This is a genomic window from Flavobacterium ovatum (assembly GCF_040703125.1).
GTDB classification, from domain to species: domain Bacteria; phylum Bacteroidota; class Bacteroidia; order Flavobacteriales; family Flavobacteriaceae; genus Flavobacterium; species Flavobacterium ovatum.
On the sequence record NZ_CP160035.1, the window covers coordinates 2,944,168 to 2,965,153 of the forward strand.

Here is a 20,986-nt window from a genome sequence, read left to right on the forward strand (position 1 = left end):
TTCGCTTTTTGGGTTGATAGTTATTATTTCTGTAGGATAGCTTCTTTAATAAAGTTACCCCAAGTTAGGTTAATTTTTCCGAATTTCTGTTTTTTTGCGGCTGTAATTGCCATTTTCGCAGCTTCTTCAACTACCCATTCAAAATTTCCAGCACCAACAGAGGTTATTTCTGCATCTGGTGCTGGATTTCCAAAATCAATTGCATAAGGAATTCCGTCACGTACAGCAAATTCTACGGTATTAAAATCATATCCTAAGCCTTTGCATAAACGTATGGTGTAGTCTTTTATAGTCGCTAATAATTTTTTATCGGTAGGAGGCCCGTCGTGAACGTACCTTAAATGGTGTGGGTTTCTAGGTTCGTATTGCATAATTCTAACTGCTTTACACCCCAAACAATACACTCTAAAATATTCTGTGAATACAATTTCTTCTTGAAGCATCATAACTAGTTGTCCTGTTTCTTGATGCTTTTCCCAAAATTCTTCTTTGTTTTCAAGTCGATATACGTTTTTCCATCCACCTCCAGAGTATGGTTTCATATAGGCTGGAAATTGTATATAGTCAAATATTCCTTCCCAATCCATAGGATATTTTAAGTTTCTAAAGGAAGTAGTACTCGTGTCATCGGGATGTTGTGCAGATGGTAAAATGACAGTTTTAGGTAAAGGAACACCTAGAGTATCAGCTAGTGCATTGTTGAAAAATTTATCATCAGCACTCCACCAAAAGGGGTTGTTAATTACATTAGTACCTGTCAAAGCAGCATTTTTCAAAGCAGCTCTATAAAAAGGGACATCATGTGAAATACGATCTATAATAACGACATATTCTCCTCCTTTGTTTTGAATAACTTTGTCAATTGAGACCGCTTCTGCTATAATCCCTTTTTCATTTTTCGAATTTACTCTGTCGATAAATGCTTGTGGGAAACTGTTTTCCATTCCAAATAAAATACCTATTTTTTTCATAGTTATGTTGTTGTTATTTACTTGGGTTAATATTGAAATCGGATTCGGGATAAATAATGAGGAAACATCTCCTTCCAGACAGGCCAGTCATGTTCACGGTCTTGTCGAATGTCTAACCAATGTGATATATTTTTATTATTTAAAATTTTACTTAGTTTGAGATTAGCGTCGTAACAAATATCCCAGTTAGATGTTCCTAAGGCTACGTCCATATTCCATAATTCATTGTCTTCAATTCCGTGTAAATAATCTTCAGGATTGTTGTAATATACATCATCATTATAAAAGCCATCCATAAAGCTTTTGATATTAAAAGCTCCGCTCATAGAAAAAAGATGGCTAACATATCCTGGATGTTTGAAGGCAAAATTGGCTGCGTGATAACCACCAAAACTACATCCAGCAACTACAACTTTACCAGAAACAGTGTTGTTTTTTACTTTTTCAACAATTTCATGACAAATCATTTTATGATACAAAATATGATTAGTGATGCGATGAATCGGATAAATACTGGTATTATAAAAACTGTCTTTGTCAATACTATCAGGGCAATATATTTGAATCAGTCCTTGCTCAATATACCATCGGGCAGATTCAATCAATCCCATATCTTTATTTTCATGAAAACTACCCATTGAGGTTGGAAACAATATAACGGGTTGTCCAGAATGGCCAAAAACCAACATTTCAATCTCTCGACTTAAGTTAGGTGAATACCATTTGAAATATGCTTCTTTCATGCTTTTTGTTTCAACAAGTATAGTGAAAAAAGTATAGCAAAAAACCTTTTTATGTTTAACTTATAATCACCTTTTCGATAAAAATAAATAAGTTTATAAAAGTTTATAAAAGTGCGATTTGGGTTAAAACAGATCTGTAAAATTAAAGGCTGTCAAACGGAAGAATTTTCAAATAGTTGTACTTGACTTTTCAATCGTTCAATGAGTAAATTCATCATTCGCTTGTTTAGGCTTGATGAATTTTTAATATAGGTAACGTATTCCTCAACAGTAAACAATGCAATCACCATTCCTTTTAGTGCATTCCTGAATTTAATGTCTTTTTGAATCGCATTTTCAATAGTAAATAATTTTTTTTCTATTGATTGCGAATAAAAATCAATTTTATTCTTAGAAATGTAATTATGAAAAGATGCCACAAATAAATCATTTTGTAATTTTAAAACGGGGCGTAGCACTTGATTTTGAAAAATTTCATCTGAGGAAGATTCTGTGCTGATTGTTCCAATTGATTCCCCTCTAAACTCTTTTAAAAATAGATCTCTTTGGTTCATTTTTTATTTAAAATTAACGAAAAAAACTTAAGCAAGTTGTATTTTAGCATTATAAAATAAATTTAATGAGATTTCATACAAGAAAGTGGGTAAAGCCCCAAGACTTAAATCCAAACGGAACATTATTTGGAGGACAATTATTAGCATGGATAGATGAAGAGTTGGCATTATATTCTATTATTCAATTAGAAAATTCGAGAGTAGTTACCAAATCAATGTCAGAAATTAATTTTCGGAGTTCTGCTAAGCAGGGAGATGTTATAGAGATTGGTATTGCAGTGGTGAAATTTGGACACACATCACTCACCTTGAAATGCGAGGTACGTAATATGATGACTCGTGAAACCATTATTACCATTGATGCTACAACTATGGTTAATTTAGGGACTGACGGGAAACCAAAAGCACATGGGAAAACAAAAATTGAGTTTGTTAAAGATCGATTGGAATAAAATAAAAAAGTTCTAATTTGTATCTTTGTGAATACAAATTAGAACTTCATTTTTTTGTAAATAAAAATATTAAGCAGTTGCTAAATATTTTTTATCAATATAAAACGTTCCAAAAGGAATTAATGATGCGGCTAGAATGATACCAAATGTTTTCCAATCCCAGTTTTGAGCATTTTTTAATAAAATAGCTAAACCAATATATCCAATAAATAAAATACCATGACTCATTCCAATTGGATATAATAAAGTGTGGTACAATTCTTTATGAGTAGGTTTGATAAAAAGCATATTTGAAAATAAAACCAAATATGAAATTCCTTCTAGTATAGCTGTAATTTTAAAAATTTTGAACATGATGATTTTTTTAATTCGGTGCAAAAATAAGTAATATCGTTGGGTTGAATACCATAAGTTGAACTAATTTAACGTTGTTTTTGTAATTTTTAATTATGAGTAAGAGAGATTTAAAAAAATATTTGTCGGAATTGAATAAAGTACAACTCGAAGAACAAATTTTGGAGTTGTATGAAAAATTCCCTCCAGTTAAGGTGTACTATAATTTTGTATTCAATCCCAAAGAAGATTCCTTATTACAGGAAAGTAAGCTGAAGATTTCAAATGAATACTTTCCTGTAAAATCATCGGGAAGGAAGAGTAAACCAAAAATGCGCCGTTCAGTTGCTCAAAAATATATTAAGCAATTTATACTTTTGGGAGTAGATCCGTTTGTAATAGCAGATTTAATGCTCTATAATATTGAAATAGCACAAACATTTTCAGCAGAAAACACCATCAAGCAGGAGCTTTTTTATAAAAGCATCCTCAATTCATTTGAACAAGTGGTACAATTTGTCATTGCAAATGGCATTTTTACAGAATTTAAAGGAAGAATAATCACTATTTATAATGAAACTTTGATGCAAAAATGGAGAAATCAAGCGCAATTTAGTGCGATTATTGAGTCATTTGATTACTAAATCAATTATAATTCCTATTTATTAGAAGATTCTGCATCTTTTTGTTTAAATATGACGGTTTACCTGTTTTTTAGCCGTATTTTTGCAAAAAATCAATATTAGATAATGGTTGAAAACATTTTAGAAGTAGAAAAAGAAGATAGAAAAGAACTTTATGCATATCAGAAGGGCGATATCGATGCCATTTTTGATCGTATAGATAATGGACCTAAGCAACATCACTTACTTTATCAACTTCCAACAGGTGGTGGAAAGACGGTGATTTTTTCTGAAATTGTTCGTAGATACATTTCAAAACATGATAAGAAAGTTGTCGTGTTAACGCACAGAATCGAGTTGTGTAAGCAAACATCCAAAATGCTAAAGGGGTTTGGTGTGAAAAACAAAATAATCAATAGTAAGGTAAAAGATCTTCCTGACCAAAATGAATTTTCTTGTTTTGTTGCTATGGTTGAAACTTTGAAAAACCGTATTAACGATGAAAAACTACATTTAGATAATATAGGTTTAGTAATCATTGATGAAGCGCATTACAATTCCTTTAGAAAACTATTAAGTTCTTTTAAAAACGCCTTCATATTAGGAGTTACAGCAACACCGCTGAGTTCTAATATTAAGTTACCAATGCATCAAAGTTATGATGAATTGATTGTAGGGGATACTATTGCGTCCTTAATCGATCAAGGCTTTTTGGCAAAAGCAGTAACGTATAGTTATGATGTAGGATTAACCTCTTTGAAAGTTGGTATAAACGGAGATTATACCGTTAAATCATCGGATGATTTATATACCAATACTCTCATGCAAGAGAAATTACTGCATGCTTATACTGAAAGGTCTATGGGGAAAAAGACTTTGATTTTTAATAACGGAATTAACACGTCACTATATGTTTACGAAACATTTAGAGAAGCAGGATATCCCATTCGTCATTTAGATAATACGAGTAGCACCGAAGAAAGAAAAGAAATTTTACATTGGTTCAAACATGCACCCGATGCAATTTTGACCTCTGTTGGAATTCTTACTACGGGTTTTGATGAACCTACAGTTGAAACAATTATCCTTAATAGAGCAACTAAGTCATTGACTTTATACTATCAAATGATTGGTCGTGGTTCTCGTAAATTACCTAAAAAGGATGAGTTTTCAGTAATCGATTTAGGAAATAATGCAGCTCGATTTGGACTTTGGAGTGAACCTGTCAACTGGCAACATATTTTTAAATCACCTGAATTTTACCTTGAAAATTTACGTGAGGATTCGGAAATCGAATTACATTTTAAATACACGATGCCACCAGAATTGCGTGCAAAATTCAGCAAAACGGCAGATGTGGGTTTTGATGTGGATGAAGAACACAAACTAGCTATTGCTCAAAATTCACGTTCTAAGGTAGTTCTTGAAAAATCTTTGGATCAGCATGCGGGAATGTGTGTGGATAATACTGAGGAATTGAGGGATGCTAGAATGTTATCCAAAGAGCTTGCTGCCGATATAGAATGTCGTATCAAACGTTATTCTAAATGTTTGAGTCAGTGTAGTAAAAACTACCGTGAATGGTTAGTTGAAGATTACACCTTGAAATTAACCTTATTAATAGGTAAAAAATACAGAGAGAAAATATTACGTGAAATAGAAGAAGAGGAAGAAGAAGAAAATGAAAATGAAGATTAATCTCCATTCTAAAAAATAATTCACACTAAAACAATAACATTCAAATGCCAAAACAATTCTTAGATTTAGGAATTTCAGCACCAATTCTAAAAGCAATTACCGAATTGAACATTGTTGAACCTACAGAAATTCAACAAAAAACAATTCCGTTACTTTTAAGCAACACTACTGATGTAGTGGGAATTGCTAAAACAGGAACTGGTAAAACTGCCGCGTTTGGATTACCATTGTTGCAACTTATTGATACAAATAATTCAGCCGTTCAAGCTGTAATTTTAGCACCAACTAGAGAATTAGGTCACCAAATTTTCAAGAACTTAGAGTTATTTGTTAAATATTCGCCTGAAATTTCAATTGCAGCTACTTGCGGTGGAATTCCTATCAAACCACAAATGGAACGATTACAATCCACGACTCATATTGTGGTTGCTACTCCGGGACGTTTAATTGATTTGCTAGAACGTAAAGCAATTGATTTATCAGCAACTTCATTTTTAGTCCTTGATGAGGCTGATGAGATGGTAACTATTTTAAAAGAAAGTTTAGATATAATAGTTGCTGCTTTGCCCAAGGTACACAAAACCATTCTATTCTCAGCAACTATGCCTGGAACAATTAAACAATTGATTCAGAATTACTTGAATAAGAATGTGGTGCAAGTAAGTGCTAATATGGAAACAATAGGGAATCAAGGAATTGATCACCAATATATTGTAGTAGATCCCATTGAAAAACTAGATGTTTTGATGCATTTTTTAAATAGCAAAGAAGGAGAAAGAGGAATTATCTTTTGTAAAACCAAAGCTGCGGTTAATAAATTAGCTAAAAATTTAGCAATTAATCGTTTTTCATCAGGTGCTATTCATGGAAGTTTGAGCCAAGGAATTCGTGATAGAATCATGGAACAATTTCGTGAAGGACATATCAATATATTAGTTGCAACAGATTTAGCAGCTAGAGGAATTGATGTCAAAGAAGTATCTTATGTGGTTAATTATCATTTGCCAGATGTGTATGAAGCCTATGTACACCGAAGTGGTCGTACAGCTAGAGCAGGAGCAAAGGGACTTTCGTTAACGGTATTACAACAAGAAGAAGTAAAAGAAATAGCTGATTTTGAAAAAGAATTGGGAATTAAATTCAATCTTTTTCAGAAACCATCAGAAACTAGTATTGAAAATAATAACACCTTATTATGGGCAAAACAAATTTTTAAAACTAAACCGAATCACGATGTTGATTCTGAATTAAAATCGAAAATTAAAACCATTTTTCATCATTTAACCAAAGATGAATTGGTAGAAAAAATTTTAGCTAATTATTTGCTGCAAAATAAAAACACACCCACAGAGAAACCTGTAAAAAAATTAAAAAAGAACTAAAAACCCAAAATTATACTAAAAAAGAACATATGGAAATCGTAATTATCGGAGGTGGTTTTGCAGGAATGAATGTTGCAAAAGAGCTATTAAATCAAGATGGAGTTCATGTAACTTTAGTTGATAAAAATAACTACAATTTTTTTCCACCCCTTATATATCAAGTTGCAACAGCTTATTTAGAGCCTTCAAGTATTAGTTATCCTTTTCGTAAATTTTTTGCAGGTAAGAAGAATTTACAATTTCGTTTAGGTGAATTTCAAGAAGTTATTCCAGCCGAAAATAAAGTTATTTTAAGTAATGGTGAATTGTTTTACGATCAATTGATTTTTGCTACGGGCGCTGAAACCAGTTATTTTGGAATGGAGAACGTTAAAAAGAACGCCATCCCAATGAAAACATTGAATGATGCTATTGTCATGCGTAATACTTTGTTGAAAAATTTAGAAAAAGCTGCAATTACCAAGGATATTCGAAAAAGACGTAAATTATTAACAGTTGTTGTAGCGGGTGGTGGTCCTACTGGAGTTGAAATATCAGGAATGTTTGCTGAAATGCGTAAGAATATTTTTTTGAAAGAGTATCCAGAATTAGGAACAACAGCTAGTAATATTTATTTAGTTGACGGTGCTTCAGCTTTGTTAACCCCGATGAGTAAAAAATCTCAAGAAGATACATATAAAGCGATTACAGAACTTGGAGTTATAGTAAAATTAAATAATAATGTAGTGGATTATGTAGATGACACTGTATATTTTGCTAATGGAGAAACAATTCAAACTAAAAATTTAATTTGGGCTGCAGGTGTTACCGCTAGAGAATTTAAAGGAATATCTACAGATTGTTATGGTCGCGGAAAACGTTTAAAAACAGACCCTTATAATAAAATCGAGGGTACTGAAAACATTTATGCTATTGGAGATACTTGTATTCAGTTTAATGATCCAAGTTTTGCTCAAGGACATCCACAAGTTGCACAAGTAGCAATTCAACAAGGAATTAATTTAGCTAAAAATTTCAAGCTAAAATTAAATAACAAAGTGTTAGTACCTTTTATCTATAATGATAAAGGAGCCATGGCAATTATTGGGAAAAATAAAGCAGTTGTTGATTTACCCAAACCTGAAATGCATTTCAAAGGGTTCTTTGCCTGGATAATTTGGTTATTTATTCACTTAATTTCATTGATAACGTATAGAAATAAAGTGAAAACATTCTATAACTGGATGGTAGCTTATTTTTCAAAAGACAATTCATTACGAATGATTATTAGACCCGATAAAAAAGCACCAAAAACTGTGACGGAAATATAACAATTTGTTTTTGTTAAAATATAAAAAAACCAATTAAGGACTCATAAAAGTATTTAATTGGTTTTTTAGTTATTATACGTAGCCTCAATAATTTTTATAGGACTACTTCTTGATTTTAATAGTTTTTTTTCCAATTTGGAGTATCATTAATGCAGTAATTGTGGTAGTTGACATGATCATAACCATAGGAACTATAGAGTCAGTTACAAATGCACTTACAGCAAAAGAAGCAATTGCTCCTAAACCTAATTGTATGGCTCCCATCAATGCAGATGCACTTCCTGTATTTTTGGTAAAAGGGGCCAAGGTAAGCCCTGTAGTATTTGGGTTTGAAATACCTAAACATCCTAAAAATAAAAATAATAAAGCAATAGTTTCATACAATCCTAATAAGTTATTGAGAGCTGTAATTAAAAAAACAATACTAATAAGGGATTGAGTTGCTAAAGCAGTAAAGACCATTTGTTCACTTGAGAATTTCCTTAATAAAAGTGAATTAAGTTGGCTGGCTCCAATAAAACTGACAGACATAAAAGCAAAAATCCATCCATAAGTTTTAGCATCAACCTCATAGATATCCATAAAAAGAATAGGAGAGGCTGCTACGTATGTAAATAAACCCGAAAAGGAAATTGCACCAGTAAAAGCATAAGTGTAAAACTGAGGTTCTCTAAGGACCTTTAGAAAATTATGGATTATAGGTTTTGGCTTTAACGAAATGGACTCATCTGGAATGTAAGTGTTTGGTAATCCTAATTGTGCCGCAGCCAAGATTATTAAACCAAGAAGCATTAAAATAAAAAATACGGCTTGCCAACCAAATCCTGCCGTTACATAACCTCCTACAGTAGGAGCTAGCATTGGAGATAGTCCTACAACGAGCATTAACATTGAAAATACTTTTGGTATCTCTTTAACAGGAAACAAATCTCTGACCATTGTAATTGATGTTACAGTAGCTGCGCAACTTCCAACTGCTTGAATAAACCGTAATCCTATAAAAGTATCTATATCTGTTACAAAAATACATCCCAAAGAAGCGAATATATAAACTAATAAGCCAACAAATAGTGGGGTTTTTCTACCATAACGATCTAATAGAGGTCCATACAGTAATTGTCCCGCTGAAATTCCAATAAAATAACTAGATAAAGTCATGGCAACGTTAGCTACACTGGTATCCAGGTCTTTTGCAATTCCTGAAAAACCAGGTAAATACATGTCTATAGAGAATGGACCAAGAGCGGTAAGTGACCCTAAAATTAAAATTGTTTTGAATTTATTAGACTTTATCATTAAATAGTTTTTTATTTGCGACAAGAAACACTTTTACAAATCATTAAATTTTTTTTTATTGAAATGGGATTGTAAAAAAGTTTTTTTAATTTTTATATAACTGAAAACAAAATGTTAATGATGTGTTAAAATAAAGGAATGAATTAAACCAAATGATGTTTACGTATTCTAACTTCTAAATGTTTTAAAAATAATTTTAATAGTTTAAAATCCAATATTTAAAAGTTGTAGTCGTATACAGTTTATTTTAATTTTTTAAATAACATTTTAGAAGAGTAATATTCATTGGTTGGTTTGACGGTTCACCTTATTTATTTAGGGTGAATCGTTTTTTTTTATTTTAAATCTTCCATTTTTTAGTAAAAAAAAAGCTGTCTAAAATAAGACAGCTTTTTTACTATAATTTCTCAGATATTTACTTAATCTTGATTGATTGTTTTTCTGTAAGGAAAAGCATTGAAAATATGTCTTTTAGCAAAACGACCTGGAGATTCAGCATTAACCATTTTTACATAGGTTGCTTTTGGTACACTGATATATTCATATACACTACCATTAGAAAAATTAACGATTAATCTACCTTCTACAAATTTATAATCTGTAATGGTTGCAGTAGTAGTAGTTTCAGTATATTCAGGTAAATTAGCTTTGATAGTTTCAGGATTGATACTCACTAAAAAATGGTAAGCTTCAATAATTTTTTTACTATTTTCTTCTGCTTCTTTAAGACCCGCATCATCACCTTGAAACTTATCAGGATGTGCATCTTTCATCGAATTACGATAAATGGTTTTTAGATCTTTTAATTGTACTGTTTTATCTACATTAAGTAGTTTGCGGTATTCAACTATTTTTTTCATAAATTATGGTAACTGCTTGTCTATTAGTATGAAATTATTATTTTTTAAATTTCAAAATCAACAATTTTTTGCAAAGGTACAATTTTTTTTAGGTTTTAGGTGGTGTTCTAAAAAATAATAAAAAAGAGTTTTTTTATCGTAGTAATTTTATATCTGTTTAAGATTGTTCAGGTTTGTTATTCGCTTTGTCAAATCTTTTTGATTTTTTAGGATATTTTTTAAAGCTAATGTCGCTAGGATTTTCAATGATTGATTTTATAGTAATCATGTCACCTACAACATGTTTAGCCATAACCATTTTGTAATCTAAAAGATATTCTCCACAAAAGAAATTGTTGTTTTCATCTTTTTCAATTACACCTGTATAAATTCCTTTTTGTAACATTTGTTTCTTTTTTTAAGTTTTGTCTATTTCTATTATTGTCGCAAAGTTAATCATTTGAAAGGACTAATTTTCTGTTTCGTTCCTTCTTGTTATATTTGCCTATGGAAAAAAAATTCAGACCTAGTCCAAATTCGTTTAAGAATACTTTTTGTGTCTTTAAAGAGGTTTTAATTGATGAAATTAAAGGACTCCAGTCACAATTTCAAAGTAAAGCAGGAAGTTCGTATTATTATACTTCCAAAGGGATGTATAGATTGTCAAACCATTGGGGGAGATTAGCCAATAGTAAATGGAGATTAACTGCATTAGAAACTGCTTCGGAATCTAAAAATAAATTAGGTTTTGCTTTATGGGAAGAATTTTATCCTGACAATGCAGAGGAGGAATTATATTTTATTGAGGTAGATTATTTAAAAAACACAGTGAATTACCAACATAAGAATAGTATTAGTTATGACGATAAGGCTATTTTACGCACAAGTTTTGAAACTACTAAAAAAATAAAACAAATTAGAAATTTACAACAACTTTCTTCATGGGCAAAATATTTTGAATATGAAGATATTGATGTACTGCGTAAAAGAATAATTGAAGTTTTAGTCTATACTAATCGAAATTTAGATGAAATCAAAGGGGAGATATTAAAAGAGCAGACCTAATTATTATTAGCTATTAAAACTAAATCTTCAAGTTTTATTGGTTTTGACATATAGCCCAGGATTAATTTATTATTTTTTGCTTTTTCTTTGTCATCCGCTGCAATAGAAGAACTGGAAATGTAAATGGGTATATTACGCATTAATTGAGGGTTGATTTTTGCAATTTCATCCATGAAGCCCCAGCCGTCCATTATTGGCATTTCAATGTCTAATAATATAATGTCAGGTATATTACAGTTGTTTTCTAACGATTTATTAAGAGCAGTAAAAGCTTCTTTACCATCAGAAAAAGTAGATATTGAAGAAAATAATTCTGATTTATTAATTATTTTTTTCATAATAATTTTGTAAATGGGATCATCATCAACTACCCAAATTGTTTTCTTTATCATGAGATGTAAATTTTAAATGTAGTTCCAATATTGACTTGACTCTCGATCATTATTTTTCCGCCCATTGCATCTATTTGATTTTTAGTAATAAATAACCCAATCCCTCTTGATTCAGGATTATTACTAAACGTTTTAAACATACCAAATATTTTAGATCCATTTTTTTCTAAATCAATTCCTATTCCATTGTCTGAAATTTGAAGTGTTTTTTTGTTATTTTCAGTTGACATCGAAATTGAAACCTCAGGTTTTCGGTTTGGATGCCTGTAACGAATAGCATTTGAAATTAAATTATACAAAATACTTTCTAAGTAAGCCGGATTATATATTACTTCTACATCTTCGTTTATAGTAGAAACGACACTAACTTCTTGAGATTTTATTTTATTGGAAAGAATTCTTAAAGTATTGTCAATATATTGCTTTAAGTTTATGTTTTCAGTAACTAACCCGATGTTAGATTGTATATTAACTACTTCGTTCAGGTTTTCTAATGTTTCATTTAAAGCATTAGATACCCTTTTTAATAATTGAACATATTCTTTGGTTTCTTCTTCAGATTCTGAAGTTTCCAATAAGTCCATTAAAGACGAAATATTACTTGTATGGGATCTTAAATTATGCGAAATAATATAGGAGAAATTTAATAAACGCTTATTTTGTTCTGTTACTAATTTGAATGAATTATTTAAGTCGTTCTGAATTTCCTTAGTTTTAGTAATATCAATCATAATTCCACGTAGTAATACTGTTTTACCATTTTCAGTGATTACATTCACAATATCTCTAAGCCATATTGTATTACCGTTTTTGGCTATAATTCGATATTCAAAATCATGATCTGAATTTTTAGCCGTTTTTTCACAACAATAATTTAAAACGGAGTATTTGTCATCAGGATGAATATGATTTTCCCAAAAATTAGGAGTAGATAACCATTCTTCAGAAGTGTATCCCAAAATATCTTTTACTTTTTTACTGACAAAAGTAAAATTGAAGGTATCAGCACTACATTCCCAAACGATTCCGTCAATAGTATTTATTAAAGATTCGATTCTTTTTTGGTATTCATTAGATTTTTGCTCAGCAATCTTACGTTTGGATATATTCTCAATGATAGAGATATAGCTGGATTCTTCATCGTTGGTTTTTAATAAATGTGATACAGTAAGTTTAACCCAAATAATAGCTCCATTTTTCTTAAAATATCTTTTTTCTAAAGAATATTTATTAATCAAACCATTTTTGAGTTTTTCTAAATACTCTAAATCTTTTTCTAAATCCTCTGGATGTGTAATGTCTTTGAAACTTTTGCTTTTTAATTCCTCTTGAGTGTATCCAAGCAGTTCACAAAATTTAGTATTCATTTCGATAAATATTCCAGAATCTTTCTTAACATTTGCCATACCAACAGCAGCTTGTTCAAAAAAAGCTTTAAATTTTAGTTCACTATTAAGGAGGTTGTCAGCCTGTTCAGCAACTAATAATCGTAATTTTGCAGGTTTTTCTAATACTGAAGCAGTAAAAAAACCAAAAAGAATAGATGTTATGAAACCAAATATAGAAATAACTATTAATTGAGAATCAAAATAGGAGTAAGAGTGCTTGTCTATTAAATATAATTTCCAATCTCCATCTGTTACAGTACTAGATACATAGTTTGATTTTAAAAAGTTTTTAGAGCCTTTTAAGTAAAATATTTCCTTTAGTGTGTTTGGGTCTTTTTTTGAAAGTTGAAGGTAGTATTTTGAGCTATCTGTGGGGTTAAGCTCAAAAAAATTCAATAATTTTTCTAAACGAATAACTACTGCAGAAAACCCCCAAAATTTATTGTTCTTATAAACAGGTAATCGGCCTACTATTCCTTTACCTCCTTGCAATAAATCAAATGGCCCAGCAAAGTACATTTTTTGATTTGCGATTGATTTTATAGCTTCTTTTTGGTGTTTTTTGGAATTTAATATATCTAATCCAATTGCGGCTTTATTCTCTTCGTAAGGATAAACATACTTAATAACTCCATGTGGAACCAGTTGAACAGAATTAATATTTTGATTTGACGCTAAAAGTTTTTTAGAAATTGTATCAAAATTAACAGGGACTCCATTATCATTGATAGTCAAAGCAAGTGTTAATGTAGTAGTGTAACTATTTTTTAAAGATTTCTCAACATCTAGTTGAATAACTTTAAGGTAGTTATTCATCTCGTTTTGTTTTTCCTCTTTAACAATAGAATATTGCTGAAAAACAATGTAAGTTATTACTAAACTAAGACATAAGAAAATTATGAACCCAATTGTTTTTGGCTTGTTTAAAATATTTTTAGAAAGTACTGCTGTCAAAATTGAATTCATGCTTTGATTAAAGTCTGTTTAATCTGCCATATCATTCGGCTGACTTTTAATTTGAAGTATTTATGATAACAAATATACATATTAATGTATACACTAAGAAAGGAAGTCAAGATTTACTTTACTTTTTTAACATTCACTTATCAATAAAAGAAGTGCATCGTATTGTTGTTTATTATTTAGGATTTCAATTTTTAGTATTATTTAAAACGATGTGTGATTTGATTTGTGTATGTCTTAATTTACATTGAAATAAAATAAGAATTAATATATTTGCTACCGAACCACTTATCAAAAAACTAAAACCTTTGCATCTTAGTGCCTTTGAGGTAAAAATAAATATATGAAAATAATAGCAGTTATTCCCGCACGTTACGCTTCCACACGTTTTCACGCCAAACTCATGCAAGATTTGGGAGGAAAAACAGTGATTTTAAGAACTTATGAAGCTGCTTTAAACACGCAATTGTTTGACGATGTTTTTGTGGTAACGGATTCTAATTTAATTTTTGATGAAATTATAACTCATGGTGGAAAAGCCATAATGAGTATTAAAGAACACGAATCAGGGAGTGATCGTATTGCAGAAGCTATTGAAAGCATTGATGTAGATGTTGTTATCAATGTACAAGGAGATGAGCCTTTTATAAACTCCGAACCATTAAAGGAATTGATTGAGGTTTTTAAAAATGATACAGCTAAAAAAGTAGACTTGGCTTCACTGATGTTTGAGATTAAAGAGGAAGAAGAAATCAATAATCCTAATAATGTAAAAGTTGTTGTGAATCAAAATAACTTCGCCTTATACTTTTCTCGTTCGGTAATTCCGTATCCGAGAGATCAAAATGTTGGAGTACGTTATATGAAACATATTGGGGTGTATGCCTTTAGAAGGCAGGCCTTGATAGATTTTTATCATTTACCCATGAAATCATTAGAAGCATCTGAAAAATTAGAGCAATTACGTTATTTGGAATTTGGAAAGCAAATCAAGATGATTGAAACTTCTCACGCAGGTATTGGTATTGATACCAAAGAAGATTTAGAAAAAGCTCGGAAAATGATTTAAATACACTTTTAAAACATTTTTTCAATTACAATTAACTCATTATGCTTTTCCACTCTGGGAAGCGATTTAATACTAAAATTCTCCTTGTTGAAGCTAGAGATATAGGCCTCATTAAGGAGATTTTGTTTTTCGTCCAAAATCATAGTATTAAACAAGATGATTCCTTTGCTTTTAAGGATCAAGCAAATACGGTCTCTGAAATAAGATTCGTAAACAAAATTCGGCATTCTAATATCTTGAAAGATATCTACTATGACTAAATCATATTTTTCTTTGGTTTTTAAAACAAATTCAAAAGCATCTTCAATAACAATATCTAATTGAGGTATTCTGTTAATGTTAAAGTATTTATTGGCTAATTCAATGATTTTAGGATCTATCTCTACGCCAGTTATTTTTCCATCATATTTTATTTCGTCTGTCAAAGTTTTAACAACACTTGCACCGGCGACACCAAGTACTAAAACATGGTCCATTGTTCTTATTTTTTCAAAACCAATATCTTTTAATCCTAGTTTTAGGAAATGTTGTAAGTGACCATAAGAATAATTAGTGTTTTCAGAATCAATTACCAATTCACCATTGTCCCAGTTAATATCAATTGATTTACTTACTTCTGATTTTTCAGAGTGAATGGTTACAGGGATAAAATAGCTTAGTAATTTTTTAAACATCAGTGATAGATTTTCTCAAAAATAAGTTTTAATTCTATATTTCTTGCAAAAAATTAACATAAAATACGAGTATTCGTGTTGTTATTGTTCAGGCAAGTAGGTTTTAAATGTTCCGTTTTTATAAAAAACAACCATTTTCTCTATTGCAGGTTCCGTTGTGTTTTGTGAATCAGGAATATGTATAGTCTTGTTTTTCTCCTGTGTTGGAGCAGTAGTTTTTATTTTTTCAGAACTAAATAAATCATTTATTTTTTCAGTTTCTGGAACTTGAAGATTACTCTTGTTATCCGTAATTAAAGGTTCTTCATTTCTTTTTGGAAACTGTCCCTTTCCGTTTAAGATCCAATACAAATCTACTTCAGGGAACTCTTCTAGAATCTTTAGAATAAAGTCTAAACTGGGTTTATTTCTACCTGAAAGAAGGTGAGATAAACTAGAGCGTTGCACACCTATTTTATCTGCAAATGCAGAAGCGTTTAAACTGTAGTAATCCAGTATAACCTCTAATCTTTTTATAAAATCATCTGTGTTTACCATTGTGAAATACTTTTGTTAATTCGGTTGTTACAAATGTAATCAATTCAGTTGTAACAAGCAAAATTACAATTGCAAAACGATTTAAAACACATTTTACATATAAAGTTAAGCTTATTGTCGCGAACACTATAACATTGATTTACAATTATTTAGTTACGATTAAATGAATTAGTAACATTTGTTAATTAGTGCATGGGAATAAGAAGGGGTTTCAGCTAATAATATGTTTACAAAATTAATTTTGACGCTCAAATCATTGTTTACAATTGTAAAAATAAAGATGTTTACTTTTGTAAATTAAATATTTGTATTATGAATTTAGAACAATTGTTCACTGAAAATAAAGAACAATCTATAAATGGAAGGTATTTGACTTTAGATGAAGTTGAGCCACTTTTGAAGCAATTAAGTGAGATTGGTGAGTTGTCAATAATAGGTAAATCTGTTTTAGAAGAGTCTATTTATAAGTTTCAAATTGGGACTGGAAAAATCAAAATTTTTCTTTGGTCACAGATGCATGGTAATGAAAGTACAACGACTAAAGGTCTTTTTGATTTTTTTAATTTGTTGAAAAGCGATTCGGATTTAGCAAAGCAATTATTAGCTAATTTCACTTTTTGTGTACTACCAATGCTTAATCCTGATGGCGCAAGATTGTACACTCGTGAGAATGCCAATAAAGTTGATTTGAATAGAGATTCTCAGGATTTGACTCAGCCTGAAAGTCAATTATTGCGTGAAACGTTTGAATTGTTTAAACCAGATTATTGTTATAATTTACATGATCAACGTACTATTTTTGGTGTAGATATGACCGGAGTCCCTGCAACTATGTCATTTTTAGCTCCTTCCTATAATGAAGAGCGGGAAGTAAATTATTCTAGGCTAAAAGCTATTGAGCTTATAGCTGGGATTAATGCCGTCTTACAGGAGTTTATCCCTGGTCAAGTAGGGCGTTTTGATGACTCCTTTAATATTAACTGCATTGGGGATACATTTCAACATCTAGGAGTGTCTACATTATTATTTGAAGCAGGACATTTTCAAGGTGATTATCAGCGTGAAATTACACGAAAATTTGTTTTCATGTCTTTATTGGCGAGTTTTAAGATACTTAGCGAAAACGATGTAGATCTTAAAGGAATTGAAGATTATTTAATTATTCCTCAAAATAAGCAGTCTTTTTATGATTTTATATACAAAAACATAAAAATAAATTATGATGGTATTGAAAAAATAACGAATTTTGCTGCACAATACAAAGAGGAATTAGTTAATGGTGTAATTGTTTTCAATGCCTATATTGTTGAGATTGGAGAATTAGAAAACCGCTTTGGTCATTTTGTTTATGATGCTAAAGGAGCAAAATATAGTGACGAAGAGGTGAATTTTCCACAATTAAACAAAAAAGCAAGTTTCTGTTTAGAAAATAATATTAAATTTGTTAATGGATTGATAAAAAAGTAATATTTTGCATCTGTTTTTCATTTTTATGTATATTTTTATACTTTGTAAGTGCTGATAATAAATTAATTAAAGAAATATGAGTAAGTTCCGTTTAGATGAAGTTGATCATCAAATTTTAGACATGTTAATTGATAACACTAGAGTACCTTTCACAGATATTGCGAAAAAGTTATTAATTTCTGCTGGTACAGTACATGTTAGGGTAAAGAAGATGGAAGATGCTGGTATTATTATGGGCTCTTCTTTGGTTTTAGATTACGATAAACTAGGTTATTCATTTATTGCTTACGTAGGAGTTTTTCTAAATAATACTTCTCAGACTAAATTTGTTTTAGAACGTATTAATGAAATCCCTTTTGTTACTGTTGCCTCAGTTACTACAGGAAAATTTAATATATTTTGTAAAATTAGAGCAAAAGATACCAAGCATGCTAAAGATGTAATCTTTATGATTGATGATATTGACGGTGTATATAGAACTGAAACTATGATTTCTCTAGAAGAGAGCATTAACGACAAGAAGCGTTTGATGCATACTATCTTCAAAAACATGTAATTGACTTAAATGCTATATTTTAAATATAACCTTAAGTTAATTCTTGAGGTTATTTTTTTATAAACCCATCAAAAAAATAAAATAATATATGTACATACACCCTAAAATTGAGCGATTTAACCAAAATGTTCTTTCGAAATACAATATATATAATAGTGTTTTTATAACCTTACCATTTGACTCAATCGATAATACTGGAGTAATGCTTCCTTTGTTTACTGATGTATGTGAAACTGGATTTAAAAAACAAGAAACTCCAAAAGAAATTATGGAGTTCTTTTCTAATAAATATTTACACAGCAATAACGAAAAAGATAAAATTGATTTGATGTTTCGTTTTATTCAATATATTGAACGTCAAATTGTTTTGTTTGATGCAGTTGAAGATGCTTCTTTTTCTGTAGTGAATAATATGGAAGGAAGAGGTTCTTTGAGAGATATTAAAGAAAAGGCAGATGCTAAAGGAAAACAAGAAGAATTAATTGAATTCTTTAAGAATTTCAATGTTAGAACTGTTTTAACGGCACATCCTACTCAGTTTTATCCCGGGGCTGTTCTGGGTATTATCAATGATTTAACTGAAGCAATAAAAGAAAATGATTTATTAGGAATCAAACAACTTTTAGCTCAATTAGGAAAAACACCTTTCATTAAAAATGAAAAACCAAATCCTTTTGATGAAGCTGTTAGTTTGATTTGGTATCTTGAAAATGTTTTTTATCCTACTTCTAGTGATATGATCCATTATCTTCAAAAAAATGTTTTTCCTGGACAAACAGTTGAGAACCCAATTGTGAAATTAGGTTTCTGGCCTGGTGGTGATCGTGATGGAAATCCGTTTGTAACTACTGAAATTACTTTGAAAGTTGCAGAGCGTTTGAGGTTGTCTATTTTGAAATGTTACTACATTGAAGTTAGACGTCTGAAAAGAAAGCTTACGTTTTTCAATGTGGATACATTAGTAGCCGAATTAGAAAGTAAATTATACCGTTCTGTTTTTTATTCTCAAGGTGAGATTTTTATCACTTTGGATGAGTTGAAAGCACAATTAAATAAAATCAGAAGTATTGTTATTGAACAACATCAATCTTTGTATTTAGATGAATTAGAATCGTTGATTATTAATGTTAATCTTTTTGGATTCTATTTTGCTACTTTAGACATTCGTCAAAATAGTAGAATTCACGATTCGGTTTTTAGAGATATTTTTGATTTTTACCAAAAAACAAATCCTTCTGTTTTTCCTGCTAACTATTATGACTTAACAGAGGCTGAAAAATTTGAAGTTTTAGCTAATGTAAAAGGGAACTTGGATTCAAAAGATTTTGATAACGAGATGACTCGTGCTACTATTGAGTCTGTACAAGCAATTAAAGTAATTCAAGCTAAGAATGGTGAAGAAGGGGCAAATCGTTATATTATTAGTAATAACGAAAGTGCTTTGAATGTAATGGAAACATTGGCGTTGATTCATTTGCAGGACTGGGAAAAACCAACGGTAGATGTGATTCCTCTTTTCGAGTCAGTAGATGACTTGTTGGACGCTCATAATATTATGGAAAAGTTATATACTAATCCAATGTATGCTGGTCATTTGAAAAGCAGAGGTAATATTCAAACTATTATGTTAGGTTTTTCTGACGGCACAAAAGATGGTGGTTATTTAATGGCTAACTGGAGTATTTATCAAGCAAAAGAATCTTTGACAGCAATTTCTAGAAAATACAATGTTGAAGTAATATTCTTTGATGGTCGTGGTGGACCACCTGCTCGTGGAGGAGGAAAAACACATAAATTCTATGCATCTCTAGGTCCAAAGATTGAAAATAAAGAAATTCAAATTACGGTTCAAGGACAAACTATTAGTTCTAACTTTGGTACTCTAGATTCTTGTCGTCATAACTTAGAAAACTTATTGAGTGCAGGTGTTACTAATCAAGTATTTAATAAAAATAAAAATATTTTTGCTCCAGAAGACAAAGTGGTGATGGATAAGCTATCCCGTTTAGGATATGAGAAATATTTGAATTTCAAAAATCATCCAAAGTTCATTCCTTATTTAGAACAAATGAGTACTTTGAAATATTATGCTAAAACCAATATTGGAAGTCGTCCGTCTAAAAGGAGTAAATCAGCACAATTAGATTTCAAAGATTTAAGAGCGATTCCGTTTGTAGGTTCTTGGAGTCAATTAAAACAAAACGTTCCTGGTTTTTACGGAGTTGGTGCTGCATTAAAGCATTATGAAGAAGCCGGAGAATGGGATAAGGTACAAGCGTTGTATGATAATTCTATGTTCTTTAGAACCTTGTTAGAAAATAGTATGATGTCATTGGCAAAATCATTTTTCCCATTAACAGCATACATGAAAAACGATCCTGAATTTGGTGAATTTTGGCAAATGATTTACGATGAATTCTTGGATAGCAAGCGTTTATTATTGAAAATCGCAGGTCATAAAGAGTTAATGGAGAACTATCCTGATGGTAAAGCTTCAATTGACATAAGAGAACGTATTGTGCTGCCTTTGTTAACTATACAACAATATGCATTGCTAAGAATTAACGAATTAAACAAAGAGAGTGTTCCAGACGAAGCTTTAATTAAAGTATATGAAAAAATCGTTATGCGTTCCCTTTTTGGAAATACAAACGCAAGTAGAAATTCAGCGTAA

General features: G+C 30.5%; 21 protein-coding genes. 10 read left to right on the forward strand and 11 right to left on the reverse strand.

Features of this window, described 5'->3' with window-relative positions; translation table 11 throughout:
- Window positions 1-23 precede the first annotated feature (23 nt).
- From ABZP37_RS12420 to ABZP37_RS12430, 3 genes are all read right to left on the reverse strand, one after another.
- The gene (locus tag ABZP37_RS12420; RefSeq protein WP_366183444.1) at window positions 24-971 is read right to left on the reverse strand and encodes a hypothetical protein; all 948 of its coding nucleotides are present in this window, start codon (window positions 969-971) and stop codon (window positions 24-26) included.
- A gap of 26 nt (window positions 972-997) precedes the next feature.
- A complete protein-coding gene (locus ABZP37_RS12425) occupies window positions 998-1,714 on the reverse strand; it encodes an esterase (protein ID WP_366183445.1) in 717 nt (238 codons plus the stop codon).
- Window positions 1,715-1,866: 152 nt separating this feature from the next.
- The gene (locus tag ABZP37_RS12430) at window positions 1,867-2,268 is read right to left on the reverse strand and encodes a glyoxalase (RefSeq protein WP_366183446.1); all 402 of its coding nucleotides are present in this window, start codon (window positions 2,266-2,268) and stop codon (window positions 1,867-1,869) included.
- A 65-nt stretch (window positions 2,269-2,333) separates the two neighbouring features.
- Here ABZP37_RS12430 and ABZP37_RS12435 point away from each other — a divergent pair, with 65 nt between their 5' ends.
- Window positions 2,334-2,720: a hotdog domain-containing protein gene (locus tag ABZP37_RS12435; protein ID WP_366183447.1), complete on the forward strand. Its 387-nt coding sequence runs from the start codon at window positions 2,334-2,336 to the stop codon at window positions 2,718-2,720.
- 69 nt (window positions 2,721-2,789) lie between these two features.
- Here the strand turns inward: ABZP37_RS12435 and ABZP37_RS12440 are convergent, their stop codons facing one another.
- Window positions 2,790-3,074, reverse strand: coding sequence for a DUF3817 domain-containing protein (locus ABZP37_RS12440; RefSeq protein WP_366183448.1), 285 nt, complete (start codon window positions 3,072-3,074; stop codon window positions 2,790-2,792).
- Window positions 3,075-3,169: 95 nt separating this feature from the next.
- Between ABZP37_RS12440 and ABZP37_RS12445 the strand changes: the two genes are divergently transcribed.
- From ABZP37_RS12445 to ABZP37_RS12460, 4 genes are all read left to right on the forward strand, one after another.
- Entirely contained in the window at window positions 3,170-3,697 is a 528-nt protein-coding gene (locus tag ABZP37_RS12445) for a DUF6155 family protein (RefSeq protein WP_366183449.1), read from the forward strand.
- Window positions 3,698-3,802: 105 nt separating this feature from the next.
- On the forward strand, window positions 3,803-5,374 hold the full coding sequence (locus ABZP37_RS12450) for a DEAD/DEAH box helicase (protein ID WP_366183450.1): 1,572 nt from the start codon (window positions 3,803-3,805) through the stop codon (window positions 5,372-5,374).
- 44 nt (window positions 5,375-5,418) lie between these two features.
- Window positions 5,419-6,756: a DEAD/DEAH box helicase gene (locus ABZP37_RS12455; protein WP_366183451.1), complete on the forward strand. Its 1,338-nt coding sequence runs from the start codon at window positions 5,419-5,421 to the stop codon at window positions 6,754-6,756.
- A 29-nt stretch (window positions 6,757-6,785) separates the two neighbouring features.
- Window positions 6,786-8,066: an NAD(P)/FAD-dependent oxidoreductase gene (locus tag ABZP37_RS12460; RefSeq protein WP_366183452.1), complete on the forward strand. Its 1,281-nt coding sequence runs from the start codon at window positions 6,786-6,788 to the stop codon at window positions 8,064-8,066.
- Window positions 8,067-8,168: 102 nt separating this feature from the next.
- Here ABZP37_RS12460 and ABZP37_RS12465 read toward each other — a convergent pair whose 3' ends face one another.
- The 3 genes from ABZP37_RS12465 to ABZP37_RS12475 form a co-directional block, all read right to left on the reverse strand.
- Window positions 8,169-9,362 carry a multidrug effflux MFS transporter gene (locus ABZP37_RS12465; RefSeq protein WP_366183453.1) on the reverse strand — a complete coding sequence of 398 codons (1,194 nt, stop codon included), beginning with the start codon at window positions 9,360-9,362 and terminating at the stop codon, window positions 8,169-8,171.
- Window positions 9,363-9,781: 419 nt separating this feature from the next.
- Window positions 9,782-10,222: a KTSC domain-containing protein gene (locus tag ABZP37_RS12470; protein ID WP_366183454.1), complete on the reverse strand. Its 441-nt coding sequence runs from the start codon at window positions 10,220-10,222 to the stop codon at window positions 9,782-9,784.
- A gap of 157 nt (window positions 10,223-10,379) precedes the next feature.
- Window positions 10,380-10,607, reverse strand: a complete 228-nt coding sequence (locus ABZP37_RS12475; RefSeq protein ID WP_366183455.1) for a hypothetical protein — start codon at window positions 10,605-10,607, stop codon at window positions 10,380-10,382.
- A 101-nt stretch (window positions 10,608-10,708) separates the two neighbouring features.
- Between ABZP37_RS12475 and ABZP37_RS12480 the strand changes: the two genes are divergently transcribed.
- Window positions 10,709-11,266, forward strand: a complete 558-nt coding sequence (locus ABZP37_RS12480; RefSeq protein WP_366183456.1) for a hypothetical protein — start codon at window positions 10,709-10,711, stop codon at window positions 11,264-11,266.
- Here ABZP37_RS12480 and ABZP37_RS12485 read toward each other — a convergent pair.
- On the reverse strand, window positions 11,263-11,658 hold the full coding sequence (locus ABZP37_RS12485) for a response regulator (protein WP_366183457.1): 396 nt from the start codon (window positions 11,656-11,658) through the stop codon (window positions 11,263-11,265). The two genes, ABZP37_RS12480 and ABZP37_RS12485, sit on opposite strands and share 4 nt — an antisense overlap.
- Window positions 11,655-13,862, reverse strand: coding sequence for a PAS domain S-box protein (locus ABZP37_RS12490; RefSeq protein ID WP_366183458.1), 2,208 nt, complete (start codon window positions 13,860-13,862; stop codon window positions 11,655-11,657). Before ABZP37_RS12490 ends, ABZP37_RS12485 begins: the two co-directional genes overlap by 4 nt.
- 490 nt (window positions 13,863-14,352) lie before the next feature.
- Between ABZP37_RS12490 and kdsB the strand changes: the two genes are divergently transcribed.
- On the forward strand, window positions 14,353-15,078 hold the full coding sequence (gene kdsB / locus ABZP37_RS12495; RefSeq protein ID WP_366183459.1) for a 3-deoxy-manno-octulosonate cytidylyltransferase: 726 nt from the start codon (window positions 14,353-14,355) through the stop codon (window positions 15,076-15,078).
- An 8-nt stretch (window positions 15,079-15,086) separates the two neighbouring features.
- Here kdsB and ABZP37_RS12500 read toward each other — a convergent pair whose 3' ends face one another.
- Window positions 15,087-15,752, reverse strand: coding sequence for a fused MFS/spermidine synthase (locus ABZP37_RS12500; RefSeq protein WP_366183460.1), 666 nt, complete (start codon window positions 15,750-15,752; stop codon window positions 15,087-15,089).
- Between the two features lie 81 nt (window positions 15,753-15,833).
- Entirely contained in the window at window positions 15,834-16,289 is a 456-nt protein-coding gene (locus tag ABZP37_RS12505) for a helix-turn-helix transcriptional regulator (RefSeq protein ID WP_366183461.1), read from the reverse strand.
- Between the two features lie 312 nt (window positions 16,290-16,601).
- Between ABZP37_RS12505 and ABZP37_RS12510 the strand changes: the two genes are divergently transcribed.
- The 3 genes from ABZP37_RS12510 (at window position 16,602) to ABZP37_RS12520 (ending at window position 20,986) form a co-directional block, all read left to right on the forward strand.
- Window positions 16,602-17,756: a M14 metallopeptidase family protein gene (locus tag ABZP37_RS12510; RefSeq protein ID WP_366183462.1), complete on the forward strand. Its 1,155-nt coding sequence runs from the start codon at window positions 16,602-16,604 to the stop codon at window positions 17,754-17,756.
- Window positions 17,757-17,832: 76 nt separating this feature from the next.
- Entirely contained in the window at window positions 17,833-18,312 is a 480-nt protein-coding gene (locus ABZP37_RS12515) for a winged helix-turn-helix transcriptional regulator (protein ID WP_072943262.1), read from the forward strand.
- An 88-nt stretch (window positions 18,313-18,400) separates the two neighbouring features.
- Entirely contained in the window at window positions 18,401-20,986 is a 2,586-nt protein-coding gene (locus ABZP37_RS12520) for a phosphoenolpyruvate carboxylase (protein WP_366183463.1), read from the forward strand.